The organism is Flavobacterium panacis (genome assembly GCF_024649945.1).
GTDB lineage: Bacteria > Bacteroidota > Bacteroidia > Flavobacteriales > Flavobacteriaceae > Flavobacterium > Flavobacterium panacis.
Window position 1 is genome coordinate 255,813 of the sequence record NZ_JANKMS010000005.1, and the last position, 17,883, is coordinate 273,695.

The window sequence follows — 17,883 nt, forward strand, 5'->3', positions numbered from 1 at the left end:
TTCAAAAAAACCATCATGAAATACTACATCATTGCAGGTGAAGCCTCTGGAGATTTACACGGTTCTAACTTAATGAAAGCATTATATGTCGAAGATCCTCAGGCAGAAATTCGTTTTTGGGGAGGTGACTTAATGCAAAAGGCTGGCGGAACTCTTGTAAAACATTACCGTGATCTTGCTTTCATGGGATTTATTGAAGTGGTTTTTAACTTAAAAACCATTTTAAACAATATTAAAATCTGTAAAAAAGACATTACGGAGTTTAAACCCGATGTTATCATTTTTATTGATTACCCTGGTTTTAATATGCGAATTGCTAAATGGGCAAAAGAATTAGGCTATAAAACGCATTACTATATTTCTCCTCAAATTTGGGCTTGGAAAGAAAATCGCATTAAAGCAATTAAGCAAGATGTGGATAAAATGTTTGTTATTCTTCCTTTCGAAAAAAGCTTTTATGAGGATAAACACCATTTTCCAGTAGATTTTGTCGGACATCCTCTAATTGATGCTATCCAGAATCAGCCCGCATTTGATGAAGCTTCATTTAGAAAAGAAAATAATCTAGGCGAAAAACCAATTATTGCTGTTTTACCAGGAAGCCGTAAACAGGAAATCACTAAAATGCTAAGCGTAATGTTAAGTGTTGTTGATGATTTTCAAGATTATGAATTTGTCATTGCCGGCGCACCGAGTCAGGATTTCGAATTTTATCAGCAGTTTTTAAAAAATAAAAACATTGCATTTGTTTCGAACAAAACATACAATCTATTGCGTTCAGCAACAGCTGCACTTGTTACGTCTGGAACCGCTACGCTTGAAACTGCTCTTTTTAAAGTACCAGAAGTGGTTTGTTATAAAGGAAGCGAAGTTTCGTATCAAATTGCCAAACGCATTATTACTTTAAAATATATTTCTCTCGTAAATTTAATTATGGATCAGGAAGTGGTAACCGAATTGATTCAGGGAGAATGTAACAAAAAACGAATTAAAGAAGAACTTCAAAAATTATTAGAACCTAACTATCGCAATAAAGTGCTACAAAATTACGATATATTAGAACAGAAATTAGGCGGAGTTGGCGCAAGTAAAAAAACAGCCGAACTGATTGTTGCTGATTTGAAAGAATAATTTAAAAATTGAGTTTTGAAAAAAGTTATAATTTTTCTGCTTTTAGCCGTTGCTTTTACTTCTTGTAAATCGACTTCAACGGCTGTAAGCAAAAGCGAATCAAAAAAAGAAAACAGAAACCTGGTTAATAATTTAATCGAAAAAGCAACCGACAATATTGGCATTCGCTACAAAGCTGGAGGAACTACAAAAAATGGTTTTGATTGTTCTGGTTTAGTTTACACAACTTTTGAAAGTGAAAACATACCCCTTCCGAGAAGTTCTTTTGAACAGGCTAAAATTGGAAAAGTAATCCCTTTAAACGATGCTAAAAAAGGGGATTTGATTTTTTTTAAAACCAATAAAAGCAGACAAATTAATCACGTTGGTTTAATAACAGAAGTCAATTCTGACGAAGTTAAATTTGTACACTCTTCTACCTCAAAAGGTGTCATTATTTCCTCTACAAAAGAGGCTTACTACAAAAATTCTTTCGAGCAAGTCAATCGGGTTGTTCATTAAAAACAATTTTAACTATTTTTCTTACAAATATTTAATACTTTTAGAACATGAAAGTATTAGATTTTCCTTTAGTTAAAATTACCGTTTCCTTTATACTAGGAGTTATAGCATCTTACTACATCCATTTTTCCATATCACTGATAGCCTTCCTATTAGTATTATTTTCGACATTATTTTGCTTGAGCTATTATTGGAATTTAAGGAACTCTAAAAAATACGTTTTATTTGGTTTCACTGTATATTTGCTTTCTTTTATTCTGGGCATTTTAACTCTTTTAAGCCATACCGAAAATCTGCAGAAAGACAATTACACCCAATATAAATCTGCATTTGAAAAACCACAATCTGTCGTTTTATTACTTCGTGAAAAACTAAAAAGCAACGACTATAGTGACCGTTATATTGCTCATATAAAAAGTATTTCAGGGAAAAATTATAGCGGAAAAATAATTATCAATGTTCAAAAAGATAGTAGCAAAAATGCTTTAGTAATTGGAAACATTATTAAGATTGAAACTACTTTACAACACAATAAATCAGCTAAAAACCCGAACCAATTTGACTATAATACCTATTTGGCCAATAAACAAATCTATGCTCAGATCTATTGTCAAAAAAAGGATATTTCAGTTCGTAAAACTATTCAAAAAGACATTTGGTATTACTGCGGAAAATTACACTCCAGAATAATTTCGAACCTTGAAAAATCAAATTTTAGCAAATCAGAAATGAATGTTGCACTTGCCTTAATTCTAGGACAACAGCAAGAAATTTCACAAGATATTATTCAGGATTATCAATATTCAGGAGCCACTCATATCTTATCTGTATCGGGTTTACATGTGGGTTTTATCATGCTTTTCATCACTTTTATTTTAAAACCAATTCCAAACACAAAAAGAGGATCTTTAATCAAACTCACCTCTATTCTGATTTCTTTGGCTGGATTTGCCATTATTTCTGGACTTTCTCCGTCAGTTTTAAGATCTGTCGTTATGTTTTCTTTTCTAGCAATTGGAAATCATTTACGCAGAAACGGAAACATTTACCATACCTTACTGGTTTCAATACTTTTAATCTTACTTTTCGAACCTTATTTTCTATTTGATGTCGGTTTTCAATTAAGTTATTTAGCATTGTTTTTTATTCTATGGCTTCAGCCCCTTCTTAAAAATATCTACAAACCAAAGAATAAAATAACACTTTATATCTGGGAAGCATTAACGGTTTCTTTTGCTGCACAAATCGGTACTTTACCATTGTGTTTGTTCTATTTTCATCAGTTTCCCGGTTTATTTTTTGTGACTAATATTATCATACTTCCTGTTTTGTCTTTTATTATGATTGCTGGAATTATCGTGATGCTCATTGCTATTTTTACCAGTCCGCCTTTAATTATAACAATGATTTTTGAAAAAAGTATCTATTTATTAAATCTAATGATTCATGGTGTAGCTTCTATTGAATCATTTGTAATTAGAGACATAAGTTTCAATTCTTATTACTTATTCACTTTTTACTTCCTTATAATTTCCTCTATTGTATGGCTAAAAAAGCCGAATTATAGCAAACTCGTTTTTATGTTTAGTTCTATAATTTTAGTCCAATTATCATTTATACTGACTAAAATTCAAAAAGAAAACGAAAGGGAATTAATTGTTTACAACGAAAAGAATAACACACTTATCTCTCAACGTACAGGAAGTAAAATTGTTTTGTTTACAAGAGATACCGTTTTAGAAAAAAACTCTAAAAACAGAAACATCAACCCTTATCTTGTGGGAAATTCGATTGTACTAACTAGAGTCGAAAAGACAAAGAACTTACTTTATTTTAAAAATAAAAAAATCCTAATTATCGACAGTACTGCAATTTGTCCTTTTAAACCAAAACCCGATATTTTAATCTTAACTCAAACACCAAAAATAAATTTGGACAGATTACTACAAAACATTCATCCTAAAATCATAATTTGTGATGGATCAAATGCAAATTCAATTCAAAACCTCTGGAAAAACAGTTGTACGAAAAAAAATATCCCTTTTCATTCTACAACTGAAAAGGGATATTATAAACTATAAATATTTTGTTATTCCGGATTTAAAATCAAATTTGAGGCTGAAATCCAAGATTTAACTCCAGACATATATGATAGTAGTCCCAGTTTGTTAAAATTGGTTTTCCCTTTTCTAACACTTACTTCAGAGAAGCACACTTGAGGAATTTCTTCGATACCAAAAGCATTTTTTAATCTTAAGTTTTGCTCTTTCGCGATATCTGTAAGCGATTGATCTGAAAGATCAAGTTTTACCAAAATAACATTTTTACGAGACCATTCTTCAAAATCTCTTGAAGAAAAAATTTCATTCTGAAGCTGAGGATTTACTCCCTGACCTGTAAAGAAAATTAGTAACGGTTTTCTTTTTTCTGTACTTGCAGTAACGGCATCATTGATATCTGTTCTCCAGATAATATTCTGTGCACTGACAAAAAATGAACTAAAAAAAAGTAGTAGGATAAGTAGTTTTTGAAGCATAATATTGGGTTTAGGTTAAGTTAATAAAACTAAAATAGTATAAAAACTGAACGAAACGAATTATTTAATGAATTAATAACACCTCTCTAAACATTAAAATCAAATTAATAATAATCGGAAATATTTTTAATAAATGTTAAAAAAACACTAATAAAAAAAATCAATTCTCTACTTGAATTTTAACGAAAAAAAATCCCTTTCTGCAAAGCAAAAAGGGATCAAAAAAAAATTAAAATAAAAGTTAAAATGTACTTGTTATTCTACTGGATGTAAAATCGTATTTGATTCTGCAATCCAAGCTTTAGCTCCTCCAGGTTTATAGGCAATTTTTCCTAAAGCACTGAAAGTCGTTTTGTTCTTTCTAACTGATGCCATTGCAAAACACACTTCTGGAAGATCCTGAACTCCAAAAGCATTTTTCAGCTTTACGTTTTGCTCACGATCACTATCAGAAGCATTCATGTCAGATAGATCTAATTTTACTAAGATCACATTGTCACGTGACCAAACAGCAAAATCTGGGGTTTTAAAAATTTCGTTTTGAAGATTGTCTGGTACACCTGAGGCAGTGAATAAAATCAACATTGGTTTTTTTTGGTCGTTGCTTATCGCAATAGCATCAGTCATGCTTGTTCGCCATGCCAAGCTTTGCGCTTGCATCATAAATGAACCTAAAAAAAACAGTAGGATAAGTAGTTTTTTAGTCATATAATTTGGTTTTGGTTAGATTAGCATCACGAAATTAACATTATATTTTAATTTTCCAATTTTTATAAGCCTAAAAAATACATTATGTGTTTTTTTAATGATAATAAAATATAAAATACGTAAAAACACCTAGATCGATTGAAAACTTTTTCTTACGAAACAAAAAAAGCCTCTCACGATCTGTGAGAGGCTTTGTATTATTTTATATTTATAATTTATGATTTCTTTGGATGCACAATTCCTTCAGCAACCGTAAGCCAAGCAGAAGGTCCGCCCGCAACATATCCTGTTTTACCAAGACCTTTAAAATTCACTCTTCCGTCTTTAGATTCTGCACTTGTAAAGAAAACAGTTGGAAATCCTTGGATTCCAAAAGCTTGCTGCAATTCTAAATTTTGATTTTTAAGTTCCGGAGTCTGAGGAACCGCTCTTGGATAATCCAACTCTACCAAAACAACATTAGTAGATGCCCATTTTTTGAATTCTTCTGTCTTAAGAACTTCGTTCTGTAAACGAATACACCAACCACACCAATCACTTCCTGTAAAAAACATCAACATAGGTTTTTGTTCTTTATTACTCACCGTGATCGCTTCTCTAACATCTGTATACCATTTTAACTCTTGTGCCTGAAGATTCGCAGCACCAATTAAAAACAAAGCAATAAGTAGTATTTTTTTCATAATGGGGAAATTTTGACAAATTTATGCAAAAACTAATTACGATATAATTATTTAACTTCTTGCATTAATTTTTTAATCAAAGGAGAAATCACAATTAAAATAATACCCGCAATAAGCGAATAAATAGCCAACTGATAATATCCTTCTGTATAAGATTGTAACTTAGACAATAATGTATCTCCCGTATTTGATCTCGAAATCTCTGCTCCTAATTTACCCGCGAATAATTGCCCAAAAGCTGCTGCCAAAAACCACAATCCCATCATCATTCCAAACAATCGTTTTGGAGATAATTTTGTAATAATAGACATTCCAATTGGTCCTAAACAAAGCTCACCAATTGTAGTCACTAAATAGGCAAACGTAAACACATTTAAAGAAGCTATTCCTTGAGCATTTGCAAAAAATTTGGTTAAATAGAAAATATAGAAAGATGCCGCTAAGAACAAAAATCCGATTCCAAATTTGATTAAAGTATTAGGCTCAATTTTTCTTTTTCCCATCCAAATCCATAATAAACCAATCAGCGGACTTAAAACAACCACGAAGAAAGTGTTCGAACTATTGTTGATAATATTTGGATCAATATTAAAAAACAACAATTTATTATCTAAATTATCTTTCGCAAAAAGAGACAATGACCCTCCACTCTGTTCATAAATTGCATTAAATAAAAGATAGAAAAAAACGAACAAAAATGCTGCAAAGAGCTTTTTCTGCAGTTTCACATCCCCTAGTTTATACAATTCATAAGCAAAATACAAAACAGCAACAATACCAATCGTATACATGAAATAATCAGTATAATCGGTATTTTTAACCATGATATAAATTAGAGGAATACTCAAAAGAGAAAGTCCATATACTGCAATTTCGCGAACTTTTCTTTTACTTGAATCTAGGTTCAACAAAGGAGAATCTCCAATTGGTCCTAAATATTTTTTAGTCATTAAAAAAGTAACCAATCCTAAAAACATTACAATTGCAGCAGACAAGAAACATAATTGCCAAGAGTAGTACTTTCCTAAATAAACACACAAAGCACCCCCAAGAAGTCCTCCAACGTTTATTCCAGCATAAAACATTCCATAACCGGCATCTCTTCTTCCGTCATCTTCTTTATACAATTCTCCAACCATTGAAGAAACATTTGGTTTAAAAAAACCTGTTCCAATAATTGAAAAAGCAATTCCATAGTAAAACAAATCATGAGGAGCAATTGCAATTAAAAGATTCCCAAGAATCATTACAATCGCACCAAAGAATAAAGACTTTTTAAAACCTAAAACTTTATCTGCAAAAATACCACCAATAAAAGTAAAAGCATAAACAAAAGCCTGAATAGCTCCGTATTGTAAATTAGCATGATCCTCTTTCAAAAAAAGCTGATCTACCATAAAAATTGTAAGTACGCCTCGCATTCCATAAAAGCAAAAACGTTCCCACATTTCAACAAAAAACAAGTACCACAATTGCTTTGGGTACTTGCCTTCAAAATTTTGAATTTCTTCGAGAGTAATATTCTTTTCCATTTTTATCTAACTCCGTGCATTAATTTCTTTAACAATGGCGTTAAAGCAAATAATAAAATTGCTGCAATACCAGTTAAAACAACAAATACCATAAAGAATTCGTATAAGTTGTGGATTTCAAATCCTGCAAAAATTGGATTTTGAGCACTAATTTGATGATGATCCAACAAAGCAACTTGCTCTGCCGTTGGAGTTATTTTTTTATCTAAAATAGCTTGAAGATCGATTCCTAATTCTTTTGCTTTTGCAAATTTGTCTCCAGTTGCAGGTAAGATAGAACCTAAAGTTCCTCCTAGAGCATAACCAGAAGCATTAGACAAAAAGAATACTCCGTACAACAATGAAGCGAAACGTTTTGGAGATAATTTACCAACCAATGACAATCCGATTGGAGATAAACATAACTCAGCACATGTATTTAAGAAATATAATAAGATTAACCATTTAACTAACAACAAACCAGAAGTTCCGATATAAGAAACCTGAGTTGCAATCATAAAGAAACTGATCGAAATTACGACTAATCCAACAGCTAATTTTACTGGAGAAATTGGCTCTTTTCCTTTAGCTCTTAAAGTATCCCAAAGAACACTAAACGGAACTGCCAAAAGCACAACGAATAATCCGTTAAAAATCTGAACCATTGATGGTGGCATCGCCCATCCAAAGAAATGTCTGTCTGTTTGGTTATCTGCAATAAAAGTCAAAGATGAACCTGCTTGCTCAAACGCTGCCCAGAAGAAAATAATAAAGAATGATACAATGTAAATTACAAAAATTCTATCTCTTTCAATCTTAGTTAAAGAAGTATCAGATATAATTAATCCTGCTAACGCCAAACCACTTGAATAAATCAAAGTGTAAATTAAATTCTGCCCTACAACATAATGGAAAAAGAATCCTAAAGCGATAAATGCAATTCCTGCAATTGCCAAAGCTTTACCAGAAAAGTTTGCTTGTTGCGCTTCTCCTTCTTCAAAATCTGAAGCATCATTTTTAGATGGAAGTCCTCCTAATGGTTTTCCTTCTGGAGAAACAACATATTTATTTTTCAAAAAGTAAAAAAGAACTGTTCCTAACAACATTGCAACAGAAGCTGCCAAGAATCCCCATCTGAAAGCGTGGATATCTCTAATTCCTCCTGCATCTTTAACATCTCCTAATAATGGACAAATTGATTGTCCAAGAAAAGCTCCGATGTTAATTCCCATATAGAAAATCGTAAATGCACTGTCTAATTTTGTTTTTTCTTGTTTTGGATACAAACTTCCAACCATACTAGAAATGTTTGGTTTAAAGAATCCGTTACCAAAAACAATTACACCCAATGCCGAATACATGATGGTTTTTGCTAATCCTAAGTTAGATTCAAAAACACTTCCACTTGTAAACAAAAGCAATTGTCCAATAGCCATCAACAATCCTCCTAATAAGATACAATTTCTGTTTCCTAAATAACGATCGGCTACAAAACCTCCCAACATTGGAGTCAAATAACAAAGACCAAGAAAACCTCCGTAAATCAACGAAGCTTCTTCTTCTTTCATTAATAATGAATTTACAAGAAATAAAGTCAATAAAGCTCGCATTCCATAAAAATTGAACCGCTCCCACATCTCAGTTCCAAACAATACCCAAAGTCCTTTTGGATGCGCAGTTTTTACTTGATTTTCCCCCATATTATTCGATTATTTAATTAAGTTTTAAAGTTTTAGATTATAGATTTTCCTTGATAAAATTAGTCATTTTATTGTAAAGCTGAATTCTTGTTTTTCCACCGTAAATACCATGATTTTTATCTGGATAAATTTGAGAATCAAATTGTTTATTAGCCTGAATTAGGGCCTCCATCATCTGCATTGAATTTTGAACGTGAACATTATCATCACCAGAACCATGAATCAATAAAAATTTACCTTTTAATTTATCAACGTGGTTGATTGGTGAATTTTGATCGTATCCGCTTGCATTTTCTTGTGGAGTCTGCATATATCTTTCCGTGTAAACACTGTCATAAAATCTCCAGTTTGTTACCGGAGCAACAGCGATTGCCATTTTGAAAACATCATTTCCTTGAAAAATACAGTTAGAAGCCATAAATCCTCCATAACTCCATCCGAAAATTCCAATTCTTGAAGCATCAACATACGGATAAGAGCCAATAACTTTAGCCGCATCAATTTGATCTTCTACTTCATATTTCCCTAATTCTTTTTGAGTCACTTTTTTGAAATCTGCTCCTTTAAAACCAGTTCCTCTTCCATCAACACAAGCTACAATATAACCTTGTTGCGTAAGAGACAAGAACCAATAATCATCAGAATTATTCCAATCATTATTCACTTGTTGTGATCCTGGACCAGAATACTGATACATAAAAACTGGATATTTTTTAGACGGATCAAAATCTTTTGGTTTTAAAATCCATGCATTTAACTCATTTCCTTTTGCCGTTTTTAAAACAATAAATTCTTTTGCTGGCAAGTTATAGTCTTTCAATTTATCAGCAAGTGCCTGATTGTTTTCTATAACCTGAATTTCTTTTCCTGTTTTAGACTCATTCAAAGTATAAGTTGTAGGCACTAAATTACTTGAGAAAGTTGTAATGAAATATTGGAAGTTTGGACTGAAAGTTGCCGCACTTGTTCCCACTTTTTTAGTTAAACGAGTTTTGTTTTTTCCGTCTAAACCAACTCTGTAAATATCTCTATTGATAGAACCATTTTCTGTAGATTGGTAGAAAATAGTTTTTGTTTTTTCGTCGAAACCGTAGTAAGAAACAACTTCCCAGTTTCCTTTTGTAACTTGATTTTTAAGTTTTCCTGTTTTATCATACAAATAGATATGATTGAAACCGTCTTTTTCGCTAGTCCAAATAAAACTATTGTCTTTTAAGAAAGTTAAATTATCTGTTACATCTACGTATGCTTTGTCTTTCTCATTCAAAACAACTTTTGCAACCGCAGTATTTCCATCAACAAACAATAAATCCAAGTTGTCTTGGTGACGATTTAAGACTTGTGCAGAAAGTACATTTGCATCATTTGTCCATTGTAATCTCGCAATATAAAAATCATTATATTTTCCTAAATCTACTTTTTTAGTTGCTCCAGCCGCTACATCATATATATGTAATGAAACTTCTGAGTTTTTCTCTCCTGCTTTAGGATATTTGAAAGTTTCGATTGTTGGATATAAATCTTTATGAAACATTGACATTGAAAACTCTGGAACCTGGCTTTCATCAAAACGAATATAGGCTACTTTTTTACTGTCTTTGCTCCAATCAAAAGCACGAACAAAAGCAAATTCTTCTTCATAAACCCAGTCTGTAATACCATTAATTATAGCATTCTTTTTTCCGTCTGTTGTAATTGGAGTAGATTTTTTAGAAGCAATATCATATACATATAAATTGTTCTCTCTTGCGTAAGCTATTTTTGAACCATCAGGAGAAAAAGTAGGCTCTTGAATTTGAAAATCAAAAAGTTTTGTCAATGATTTTGATGTGATATCATATAAATAATAATCTGCAGTAAAAGAACGACGGAAAATCTGATTTGTATGGCATGCAATTAAAATTTTCTTTTCAGATGTATCAAAAATATAGCTGTCAATTCCTTCTGAAAGTGCTGGGTGATTTTTTGTATCAATTAAATTAGAAACCTTTTTTAAAGTTGCAAAATCATATAAATCAATCTGCATGCTTCTGCTTGCTCTATCAACATTCAATACAGTATATTGGTCTGTATTTTTCAAAGATTGTAATTCATCCATTCCTTTTGCTCGAAAAGCACCTCCGTAAATATTTTCGATAGTGATTTTTTGTTGACCAAAAACGGTCGCAACTAGAAATAAAAGTATTACAGTAATTTTACTTGTACTCATTACAATTAATTTAAATATAAAAAAGAGCCCAATTTTAGTAAAAAAAATAAACATAATACACATTTTAAGTGTTAAATGTTAAAAAAAATAACGATTGCGTACTTCTCATTTTTGAAATACATTTTAAACAAAACTCTTAAAATGGTATATTTGCAGCAACATTATTATTTAATATACTGAGAATGAACAACGCTGTTGCCGGATTTTCTAAATTATCCAAAAAAGAAAAAATTAACTGGATTGCAAATGAATATTTTTCTAACCCCGAAGAGGCGAAAAATATTATAAGAAATTACTGGAATTCAGACGAAAAGCTTCAGCAATTGCATGATGAATTTATTGAAAACACCATTACAAACCTTTATATCCCACTTGGAGTCGCTCCCAACTTTTTAATCAACGGAAAATACAAAACTATTCCGATGGCAATTGAGGAGAGTTCGGTGGTTGCCGCAGCCTCTAAAGCAGCAAAATATTGGTCTACAAGAGGTGGTTTTAAGACAACAATTATCAATACCGAAAAAATAGGTCAGGTTCATTTTATTTACAGTGGAGATGCCGAAAAACTAAAAAGCTTTTTTGACGAAATAAAACCTAAATTCTTTTCAGAAACACAAAACATCACCAAGAATATGCAACAACGCGGCGGTGGTATTTTAGATGTTAAATTAAAAGACAAAAGAAGTTTACTTGAAAACTATTATCAGCTACATGCTACTTTTGAAACGAAAGACAGCATGGGAGCCAATTTCATAAATTCTTGCTTAGAACAATTTGCTACTACTTTAAAAGAAGAAGCTCAAAATTCTGATTTATGTCAAAATGATGAAAAACTCGAAGTCATTATGAGTATTTTATCTAATTATGTTCCAAACTGTTTGGTTAGAGCTGAAGTTTCTTGTCCAGTTGAAGAATTGACAGAAAAACATATTACAAACCCACAGGATTTTGCTGAACGTTTTGTGCAAGCTGTTCAGATTGCCGAAGTTGAACCTTTTAGAGCTGTCACCCATAATAAAGGTATAATGAATGGTGTTGATGCCGTAATTCTGGCAACCGGAAACGATTTTAGAGCTGTAGAAGCTGGTGTTCATGCCTATGCTTCTAAAAACGGACAATACGCTAGTTTATCTCACGCCAGAATCGAAAACGGAATTTTCACTTTCTGGCTTGAAATTCCATTGGCATTAGGAACAGTTGGCGGTCTAACTTCTTTACATCCTTTGGTAAAATTATGTTTAGATATTTTGGAGAAACCTTCTGCTCAGGAATTAATGGAAATTGTTGCCGTTGCAGGTTTAGCACAAAATTTTGCCGCATTACGATCTCTTACGACAACCGGAATTCAGGAAGGTCATATGAAAATGCACCTTAACAACATCATTAATCAATTTGAAGCTACCGATGAAGAGCGTCATTTAATTAAAACGCATTTCAAAAAAACAGCTGTTTCTCACAGCGCTGTGGTAGATTTTATTGAGAACTTAAGAAAATAAACAATCCCGTAAATTCCAATATTTTAAATTGCTTCGCCAATTCGCTATCACTCGGGTCCAAATTTCAATGTTGGAATTGAAAATATTGGAATTGAAATTTTAGAATAATATGTCAACAACTTTTTACAGTAACGGAAAACTTTTTATTGCAGGAGAATATCTCGTTTTAGATGGAGCAGAAGCTTTTGCGCTGCCAACAAAATTTGGTCAGGATTTAGTTATTGAAGATCTTGAAAACAATCAAATCGAATGGAAAAGCTATGATTCTGATAAGCATTTATGGTTCGAAGAAATTTTTTCATTTGACGAAGTTAAAAAAGGTTCAGACTCGCAAGTCGATACTGTAAAATCTACTTTAATCAATATTTTGCATGAAGCTTACAAACTTAATCCAAAATTCATTGACAATTCCAGTGGTTACAAAGTAAGTACTCATTTAAGTTTTCCAAGAAATTGGGGTCTGGGAACTTCTTCTACACTAATCAATAATATTGCACAATGGGCAGAGGTTAATGCTTTTACATTATTGAATAATAGTTTCGGAGGAAGCGGTTATGACATTGCCTGCGCACAGAACAATACTCCGGTTTTGTATCAAATAAAAGACAATCTTGTCAAACAGGTTGAATTTAATCCTGATTTTAAAGATCATATTTACTTTGTTTATTTAAATAAAAAGCAAAATAGCAAATCTGCGATTTATGCTTACAACAACAATAAAAACCATCATTTGGCTCAAAGTGTTGCTGAAAACAATAAAATCACACATGCCATTCTCAACGCAAAAACCTTAAAAGAATTCGCATCGGCGGTACAAAAACACGAAATTCACCTGAGTAATATTCTAGAAATGCAAACCATAAAAGAGGCTGTTTTTCCAGATTTTAATGGTGTAATTAAAAGTCTTGGTGCGTGGGGAGGCGATTTTGTAATGGTCGTTTCTAAAGAAAATCCAACAGAGTATTTTATCAAAAAAGGATATGAAACGATCTTAAGCTATCAAGAAATGATTTTATAATAAAATCCGCAATGAAATTAGAAATTAATCTTCTTCTTTTTAGCCGGTTTTATATCTAAACGCCTTACTGTCTGATCTTGTTCGTTTGATTCTATTAGTCTGTTATGCAAACGTTCAGCCATTTTTTCAATGCTGTTTGTAATAGAATCATAAACAAGTTCCATTCGGCGGTGTTTTTCTTCTTTTACAGCTCTTAAAACATCTTCAACAAAAAACTTGTCGTATTTCTCTGCTACAGAATCGCGAGTATTCGTTAACCTAATAACGTAATCGTTACTTAAGATCGTAACTTTAAAATGCTGTTCGTCGTTACTCAAATAATATTTCCCACCCAATTCATCCACATTGATGTCGGTGCTGCTCACTTTTAAAAGCTCTGAAATAATCCCAAAAATATGACTTTCTATTTTGGTATACACTCTCGGCTTCTTTCTAAAAAATTTAAAAGTAGTAAACATTAAATATCTGATTATTAAAGCGAATTTTGTTTCTGGCGCAATTCGTCGGTTTTTTTATGCTGAAAAATACCGTTAAACGAGAAAAGCGAGCAAATTAACTGCAATAATTTGAATATCACAAATTTTTTAGATTAAATCTCTACTTTACCTACAGACTATCAAAAAATTAACTAAAAAATATTACAAAATAGAATTGTATAATTCAATAAAAAAAGAAACCCGAAACATCAAAAGACGTTTCGGGTTTTTATATTTTAAACTACTTGTTCTTAGTAATTGAACTGTAATCTGTTATCTTCAATTTTCGCATTGTTTTTCAATGCTGGCAACACTCTTCCTGCATCATTTGCGCTTTGAGCTTTTACTTTCTCTACATAAGCAGCGTGATTAGCAATTCCAGGAGCTTTTACTGTTTTAATGTTTTTTACCACATAAACTCCAGTATTTCCTTCAATTGGAGCAGAGATTTTATTAGCAGTTAAAGCAAATGCAGTACCTACAACTTTTGGCTCTTGTCCAACACCTCCAGGTAAAACCGGATTGTCTAAAGTTACATCAGCAGCTTGTTGAACAGCAACTCCAGCAGCTTTTGCAACTGCCTCAATGCTTGATCCTGTCATTTTAGCTTTTAAAAGTTCCGCTTTCTTCTTGTTTTTTAAGATTGGTTCAACATAAGGTCTTGCCATATCTACAGAAACTAAACCTGATTCATTTTCTCCTTTATACTGAGCAATAACGTGTCCGATGTTTGCAATTTCAAAACGTTTAACATCTCCTTTTCCAGTTTCTTTGTCAAATGCCCATCTTACAATGTTACGTTGATTTCCTAATGGACCAAACGCTTCATCCATAGCTTTAGCATTTACTACTGGAGCAACTTTTAAACCTAATTCTTTAGCTGAAGCATTGAAATCTTTATCAGCAGCTTGCATTTCGAATTTAGTAGCTAAAGTAAATACTTTATCAGACGTAGCTTCAGAAGGCTCAATTTTTTGAGCGATTGTAGCTAAACGAATTCCGTCTTGTTTGTCAGTAATTTTGATTACGTGAAATCCAAAAGGAGTTTCAACTAAACCAACTTTTCCAATTCCGTTATTGAATACAAAATCATTGAATGGTTTTACCATTTGACCTTGACCAAAATATCCTAAATCACCACCTTGTTGTGCAGATGAATCATCAGAACTTGTGAAAGCCAACATCATAAAACTATCTGGATTTGCTTGAACTTGAGCTAAAATTTCTTCCGCTTTAGCTTTAGCTTCCTCTTTTGTTCTTTTTTCTTTTTGGTTTGGAGTTTGAGATCCTTCATAACCAATTAAGATATGGCTTGCTTTTGCATTAACACCAGCTTTAAATCCTAAAGATTTAGAAATTGCATAGTATCTTCCGTAAACATATGGCCCGTAAATTGCTCCAGCAGGTAAGCTGAATAATTTATCAGCGTCTACAGCTGGAAGGTTATTTTTAGCAACATAAGTTGAATCGTAAGGAACATCAGAATTTGAATTTACAAATTCAGCGATGTTTGTTGCATTTTTAAATCCTGGTAATGTATCGTTTTTACCTGTTTTTGCATTGTAAACAACACTTCCTGATAATAAAGCCGTCAATTTAGCTTTAATTTCAGCCTCATCTTCTTTAGAAGCTTTATCTTCAACTAAAACGTATTGAATTTCACGAGTTGCATCCGCTTTGAATTTTTTCTCGTTTTTCTTCATATAATCAACAATATCAGAATCAGAGATTTTTACCTCACTATCTTTGATAGAAGAATAAGGAGCTGCAGCATAAGCAAAGTTTACTTTGTTAGCTTCCATTTCATACTTTAATTTTCCTTCACTAGCAGTTGTGTAAAGGCCAGACTTAATTAAAGTATTATATATTTGAAATTTAGCATTTAATTCTGCGTCTTTTTCTTTTTCAGCAATATATTGTTTTGCTTCTGGATTAGAGCTGAAGTAATCTTTAAATTTAGCTTCATCAAAAATACCTGCTGCGTTTAAAAACATTGGATTTTTACCAATATTTGGATCTGATTTTAAAACTTCAAGTAAGTGTTTTTGACCAACTCTCAACCCTAATTTATCAAATTGAGATGACAATAAAGCGATTGAAACTTCTTGATCCCAAACTCTGTTTGCAGCTTCAGTGGAAGTTATACCTTGTCCACTTTTTTCAAGATTACTAACTTTAATTCTAAAGTCTTCAAATGAAATATCTTTTCCGTCGATGCTTCCTACATCTTTTGAACTTTGACTAAATGTTCCTTTACCGATTAGATCTTGTATTATAAATGCAAATAATGCAAGTGCAATAACTCCTATCAATAAAGCGGAACGCTGTCTAATTTTTGCTAAAACTGCCATTTTATTATCGTTAATTTTATATTCAGTTTGCGAAAATACAATTATCTAGTTAATAACAATACAACTAGCGTTTTATTTTACACATTTTTTTTCATTAATTTAAAAAATCAATCTTTAATTGTCAATTTGACTAGTTCTATTTTCTTATTTGAAGCCTCTTTTATAAAAAAATGATACTTATCTATTACAATTTTATCTCCTTTTTGTGGGATTTCTTTGGTATGATTGACAATAAAACCTCCTAATGTACCATACGAATCTTCTTCTGGAATCATTAATTTATAGGTTTCATTTAAATATTCCACATCTAATCGTGTCGAAAACAGATATTTTCCCTCGCTTATTACTTCTTCAATTAATTCTTCATCCAAATCGTGTTCGTCTTCGATTTCTCCAAAAAGTTCTTCCACTATATCTTCAATGGTAATAATTCCGGAAGTTCCTCCATATTCATCCAAAACGACCGCAACATTTTTACGTTTTTTTATCAATAAGTTCAAAACATCTTTGATCAAAATGGTCTCGGGAACAAATTCAACAGTCATCAACACTGATTTAATCGTCGAAGGTTTTTTGAACAAATCAAACGAATGGACATATCCCACAATATCGTCTAAAGAATTTTGGCTTATGATGATTTTAGAATATCCTGTTTCAATAAACATTGCCTTAAGATCGTCGACAGTATCAAAAAGATCCATATCCACAATTTCAGTTCGGGGTGTCATAATATCACGCGCCTTTACAGCTGAAAATTCTAATGCATTCTGAAAAATCTGGATCTCAGAATCGACTTCTTCGTCTTCTTCAACCGTACTCATTTGTTCGGTAATATAATTTCCGAGTTCAATTCTGCTAAAGAGATGAATCTGACTTCCTTGACTTTTAAGAAATTTACTCAAAACAAAATCAGCAATCCAAATAAAGAAGGACGAGATGTAGTAAAATAATCGGTAAAATAAATACGCCGGAAGCGCCAAAATCTTAATTAATGAATTGGCATAAATCTGAAAAAACACTTTTGGAAAAAACTCCGAAGTCAACAAAACAATAAAAGTTGCCAAAAGAGTCTGAATGAGAATATCCCACCAATCCGTAAAAGCCAAACCAAAATGAGTCATCCAATTTAAAATCAGATCACCCATAAAAAAACCGTAAATCACCAAAGCTACATTATTACCAATCAACATGGCAGCAATAAATTTGGATGGATTTTCGGTAAGTTTAGTCAAGATTCGAGACAAGAAATCGTCTTGTTTCTTTTCTATTTCAAGGTAAATTTTGTTTGCGGAAATAAAAGCTATTTCCATTCCGGAAAAAAAGGCTGCTAGTATTAAACATATTATTATAATACTAATTTCCATTTTTATTGGTTTTTGTTACGATTATTTTGCTTATTGATGAATCGTCTCCTAAAGAAAAACATAAAAGCCGACATTCCTGCAATTACAAAGTAGAAAGGATAACTTTCGTCACCTTCGTTAAGTTTCACTATAGCATCGTAAGTAAAAAATAGTGCTATAACAATGTAAACGTATTGTGTATATTTTAAATATCCCATAA

The 17,883-nt window shown here is 31.9% G+C and carries 15 protein-coding genes; 5 read left to right on the plus strand and 10 right to left on the minus strand.

Annotated elements, in window-relative coordinates; genetic code table 11:
* Positions 1–15: 15 nt before the first annotated feature.
* From lpxB to NQQ59_RS12955, 3 genes are read left to right on the plus strand one after another with little or no spacing between them, the layout of a single operon-like run.
* On the plus strand, positions 16–1,131 hold the full coding sequence (gene lpxB, locus NQQ59_RS12945) for a lipid-A-disaccharide synthase (RefSeq protein ID WP_144215673.1): 1,116 nt from the start codon (positions 16–18) through the stop codon (positions 1,129–1,131).
* Between the two features lie 15 nt (positions 1,132–1,146).
* Complete coding sequence (locus NQQ59_RS12950; RefSeq protein WP_144215674.1) at positions 1,147–1,632, plus strand: C40 family peptidase; 486 nt, start codon at positions 1,147–1,149, stop codon at positions 1,630–1,632.
* Between the two features lie 47 nt (positions 1,633–1,679).
* Positions 1,680–3,713, plus strand: a complete 2,034-nt coding sequence (locus NQQ59_RS12955) for a ComEC/Rec2 family competence protein (RefSeq protein ID WP_144215675.1) — start codon at positions 1,680–1,682, stop codon at positions 3,711–3,713.
* A gap of 8 nt (positions 3,714–3,721) precedes the next feature.
* Here NQQ59_RS12955 and NQQ59_RS12960 read toward each other — a convergent pair whose 3' ends face one another.
* The 6 genes from NQQ59_RS12960 to NQQ59_RS12985 all read right to left on the minus strand — a co-directional run bounded on the left by NQQ59_RS12960 (position 3,722) and on the right by NQQ59_RS12985 (position 10,979).
* Positions 3,722–4,168, minus strand: coding sequence for a thioredoxin domain-containing protein (locus NQQ59_RS12960; protein WP_144215676.1), 447 nt, complete (start codon positions 4,166–4,168; stop codon positions 3,722–3,724).
* A gap of 255 nt (positions 4,169–4,423) precedes the next feature.
* Positions 4,424–4,876 carry a thioredoxin domain-containing protein gene (locus tag NQQ59_RS12965; protein ID WP_144215677.1) on the minus strand — a complete coding sequence of 151 codons (453 nt, stop codon included), beginning with the start codon at positions 4,874–4,876 and terminating at the stop codon, positions 4,424–4,426.
* Between the two features lie 215 nt (positions 4,877–5,091).
* Positions 5,092–5,559 (minus strand): thioredoxin family protein, encoded by a 468-nt coding sequence (locus NQQ59_RS12970; RefSeq protein ID WP_144215678.1) that lies wholly within the window; start codon positions 5,557–5,559, stop codon positions 5,092–5,094.
* A 47-nt stretch (positions 5,560–5,606) separates the two neighbouring features.
* Complete coding sequence (locus NQQ59_RS12975) at positions 5,607–7,091, minus strand: peptide MFS transporter (RefSeq protein WP_144215679.1); 1,485 nt, start codon at positions 7,089–7,091, stop codon at positions 5,607–5,609.
* Positions 7,092–7,093: 2 nt separating this feature from the next.
* The gene (locus NQQ59_RS12980; RefSeq protein WP_144215680.1) at positions 7,094–8,770 is read right to left on the minus strand and encodes a peptide MFS transporter; all 1,677 of its coding nucleotides are present in this window, start codon (positions 8,768–8,770) and stop codon (positions 7,094–7,096) included.
* A gap of 37 nt (positions 8,771–8,807) precedes the next feature.
* Positions 8,808–10,979, minus strand: a complete 2,172-nt coding sequence (locus tag NQQ59_RS12985) for a S9 family peptidase (RefSeq protein ID WP_144215681.1) — start codon at positions 10,977–10,979, stop codon at positions 8,808–8,810.
* 182 nt (positions 10,980–11,161) lie between these two features.
* Between NQQ59_RS12985 and NQQ59_RS12990 the strand changes: the two genes are divergently transcribed.
* Together NQQ59_RS12990 and NQQ59_RS12995 are read left to right on the plus strand one after the other, a co-directional pair.
* Positions 11,162–12,475, plus strand: a complete 1,314-nt coding sequence (locus tag NQQ59_RS12990; RefSeq protein ID WP_144215682.1) for a hydroxymethylglutaryl-CoA reductase, degradative — start codon at positions 11,162–11,164, stop codon at positions 12,473–12,475.
* Between the two features lie 109 nt (positions 12,476–12,584).
* Complete coding sequence (locus NQQ59_RS12995) at positions 12,585–13,493, plus strand: GYDIA family GHMP kinase (protein ID WP_144215683.1); 909 nt, start codon at positions 12,585–12,587, stop codon at positions 13,491–13,493.
* Between the two features lie 17 nt (positions 13,494–13,510).
* Here the strand turns inward: NQQ59_RS12995 and NQQ59_RS13000 are convergent, their stop codons facing one another.
* The 4 genes from NQQ59_RS13000 to NQQ59_RS13015 form a co-directional block, all read right to left on the minus strand.
* Positions 13,511–13,912 (minus strand): hypothetical protein, encoded by a 402-nt coding sequence (locus NQQ59_RS13000; protein WP_257698264.1) that lies wholly within the window; start codon positions 13,910–13,912, stop codon positions 13,511–13,513.
* Between the two features lie 308 nt (positions 13,913–14,220).
* Positions 14,221–16,320, minus strand: a complete 2,100-nt coding sequence (locus tag NQQ59_RS13005; protein ID WP_144215685.1) for a peptidylprolyl isomerase — start codon at positions 16,318–16,320, stop codon at positions 14,221–14,223.
* A gap of 107 nt (positions 16,321–16,427) precedes the next feature.
* Positions 16,428–17,684 carry a hemolysin family protein gene (locus NQQ59_RS13010; protein ID WP_144215686.1) on the minus strand — a complete coding sequence of 419 codons (1,257 nt, stop codon included), beginning with the start codon at positions 17,682–17,684 and terminating at the stop codon, positions 16,428–16,430.
* 2 nt (positions 17,685–17,686) lie between these two features.
* The gene (locus NQQ59_RS13015) at positions 17,687–17,881 is read right to left on the minus strand and encodes a hypothetical protein (RefSeq protein ID WP_144215687.1); all 195 of its coding nucleotides are present in this window, start codon (positions 17,879–17,881) and stop codon (positions 17,687–17,689) included.
* Positions 17,882–17,883: the final 2 nt, after the last annotated feature.

Excerpts from the sequence above, each read along its gene's own strand:
- lpxB (WP_144215673.1), top strand. The coding sequence starts at position 16 with ATGAAATACTACATCATTGCAGGTGAAGCCTCTGGAGATTTACACGGT.
- NQQ59_RS12955 (WP_144215675.1), top strand. The coding sequence starts at position 1,680 with ATGAAAGTATTAGATTTTCCTTTAGTTAAAATTACCGTTTCCTTTATA.
- NQQ59_RS12960 (WP_144215676.1), bottom strand. The coding sequence starts at position 4,168 with ATGCTTCAAAAACTACTTATCCTACTACTTTTTTTTAGTTCATTTTTT.
- NQQ59_RS12965 (WP_144215677.1), bottom strand. The coding sequence starts at position 4,876 with ATGACTAAAAAACTACTTATCCTACTGTTTTTTTTAGGTTCATTTATG.
- NQQ59_RS12970 (WP_144215678.1), bottom strand. The coding sequence starts at position 5,559 with ATGAAAAAAATACTACTTATTGCTTTGTTTTTAATTGGTGCTGCGAAT.
- NQQ59_RS12975 (WP_144215679.1), bottom strand. The coding sequence starts at position 7,091 with ATGGAAAAGAATATTACTCTCGAAGAAATTCAAAATTTTGAAGGCAAG.
- NQQ59_RS12980 (WP_144215680.1), bottom strand. The coding sequence starts at position 8,770 with ATGGGGGAAAATCAAGTAAAAACTGCGCATCCAAAAGGACTTTGGGTA.
- NQQ59_RS12985 (WP_144215681.1), bottom strand. The coding sequence starts at position 10,979 with ATGAGTACAAGTAAAATTACTGTAATACTTTTATTTCTAGTTGCGACC.
- NQQ59_RS12990 (WP_144215682.1), top strand. The coding sequence starts at position 11,162 with ATGAACAACGCTGTTGCCGGATTTTCTAAATTATCCAAAAAAGAAAAA.
- NQQ59_RS12995 (WP_144215683.1), top strand. The coding sequence starts at position 12,585 with ATGTCAACAACTTTTTACAGTAACGGAAAACTTTTTATTGCAGGAGAA.
- NQQ59_RS13005 (WP_144215685.1), bottom strand. The coding sequence starts at position 16,320 with ATGGCAGTTTTAGCAAAAATTAGACAGCGTTCCGCTTTATTGATAGGA.
- NQQ59_RS13010 (WP_144215686.1), bottom strand. The coding sequence starts at position 17,684 with ATGGAAATTAGTATTATAATAATATGTTTAATACTAGCAGCCTTTTTT.
- NQQ59_RS13015 (WP_144215687.1), bottom strand. The coding sequence starts at position 17,881 with ATGGGATATTTAAAATATACACAATACGTTTACATTGTTATAGCACTA.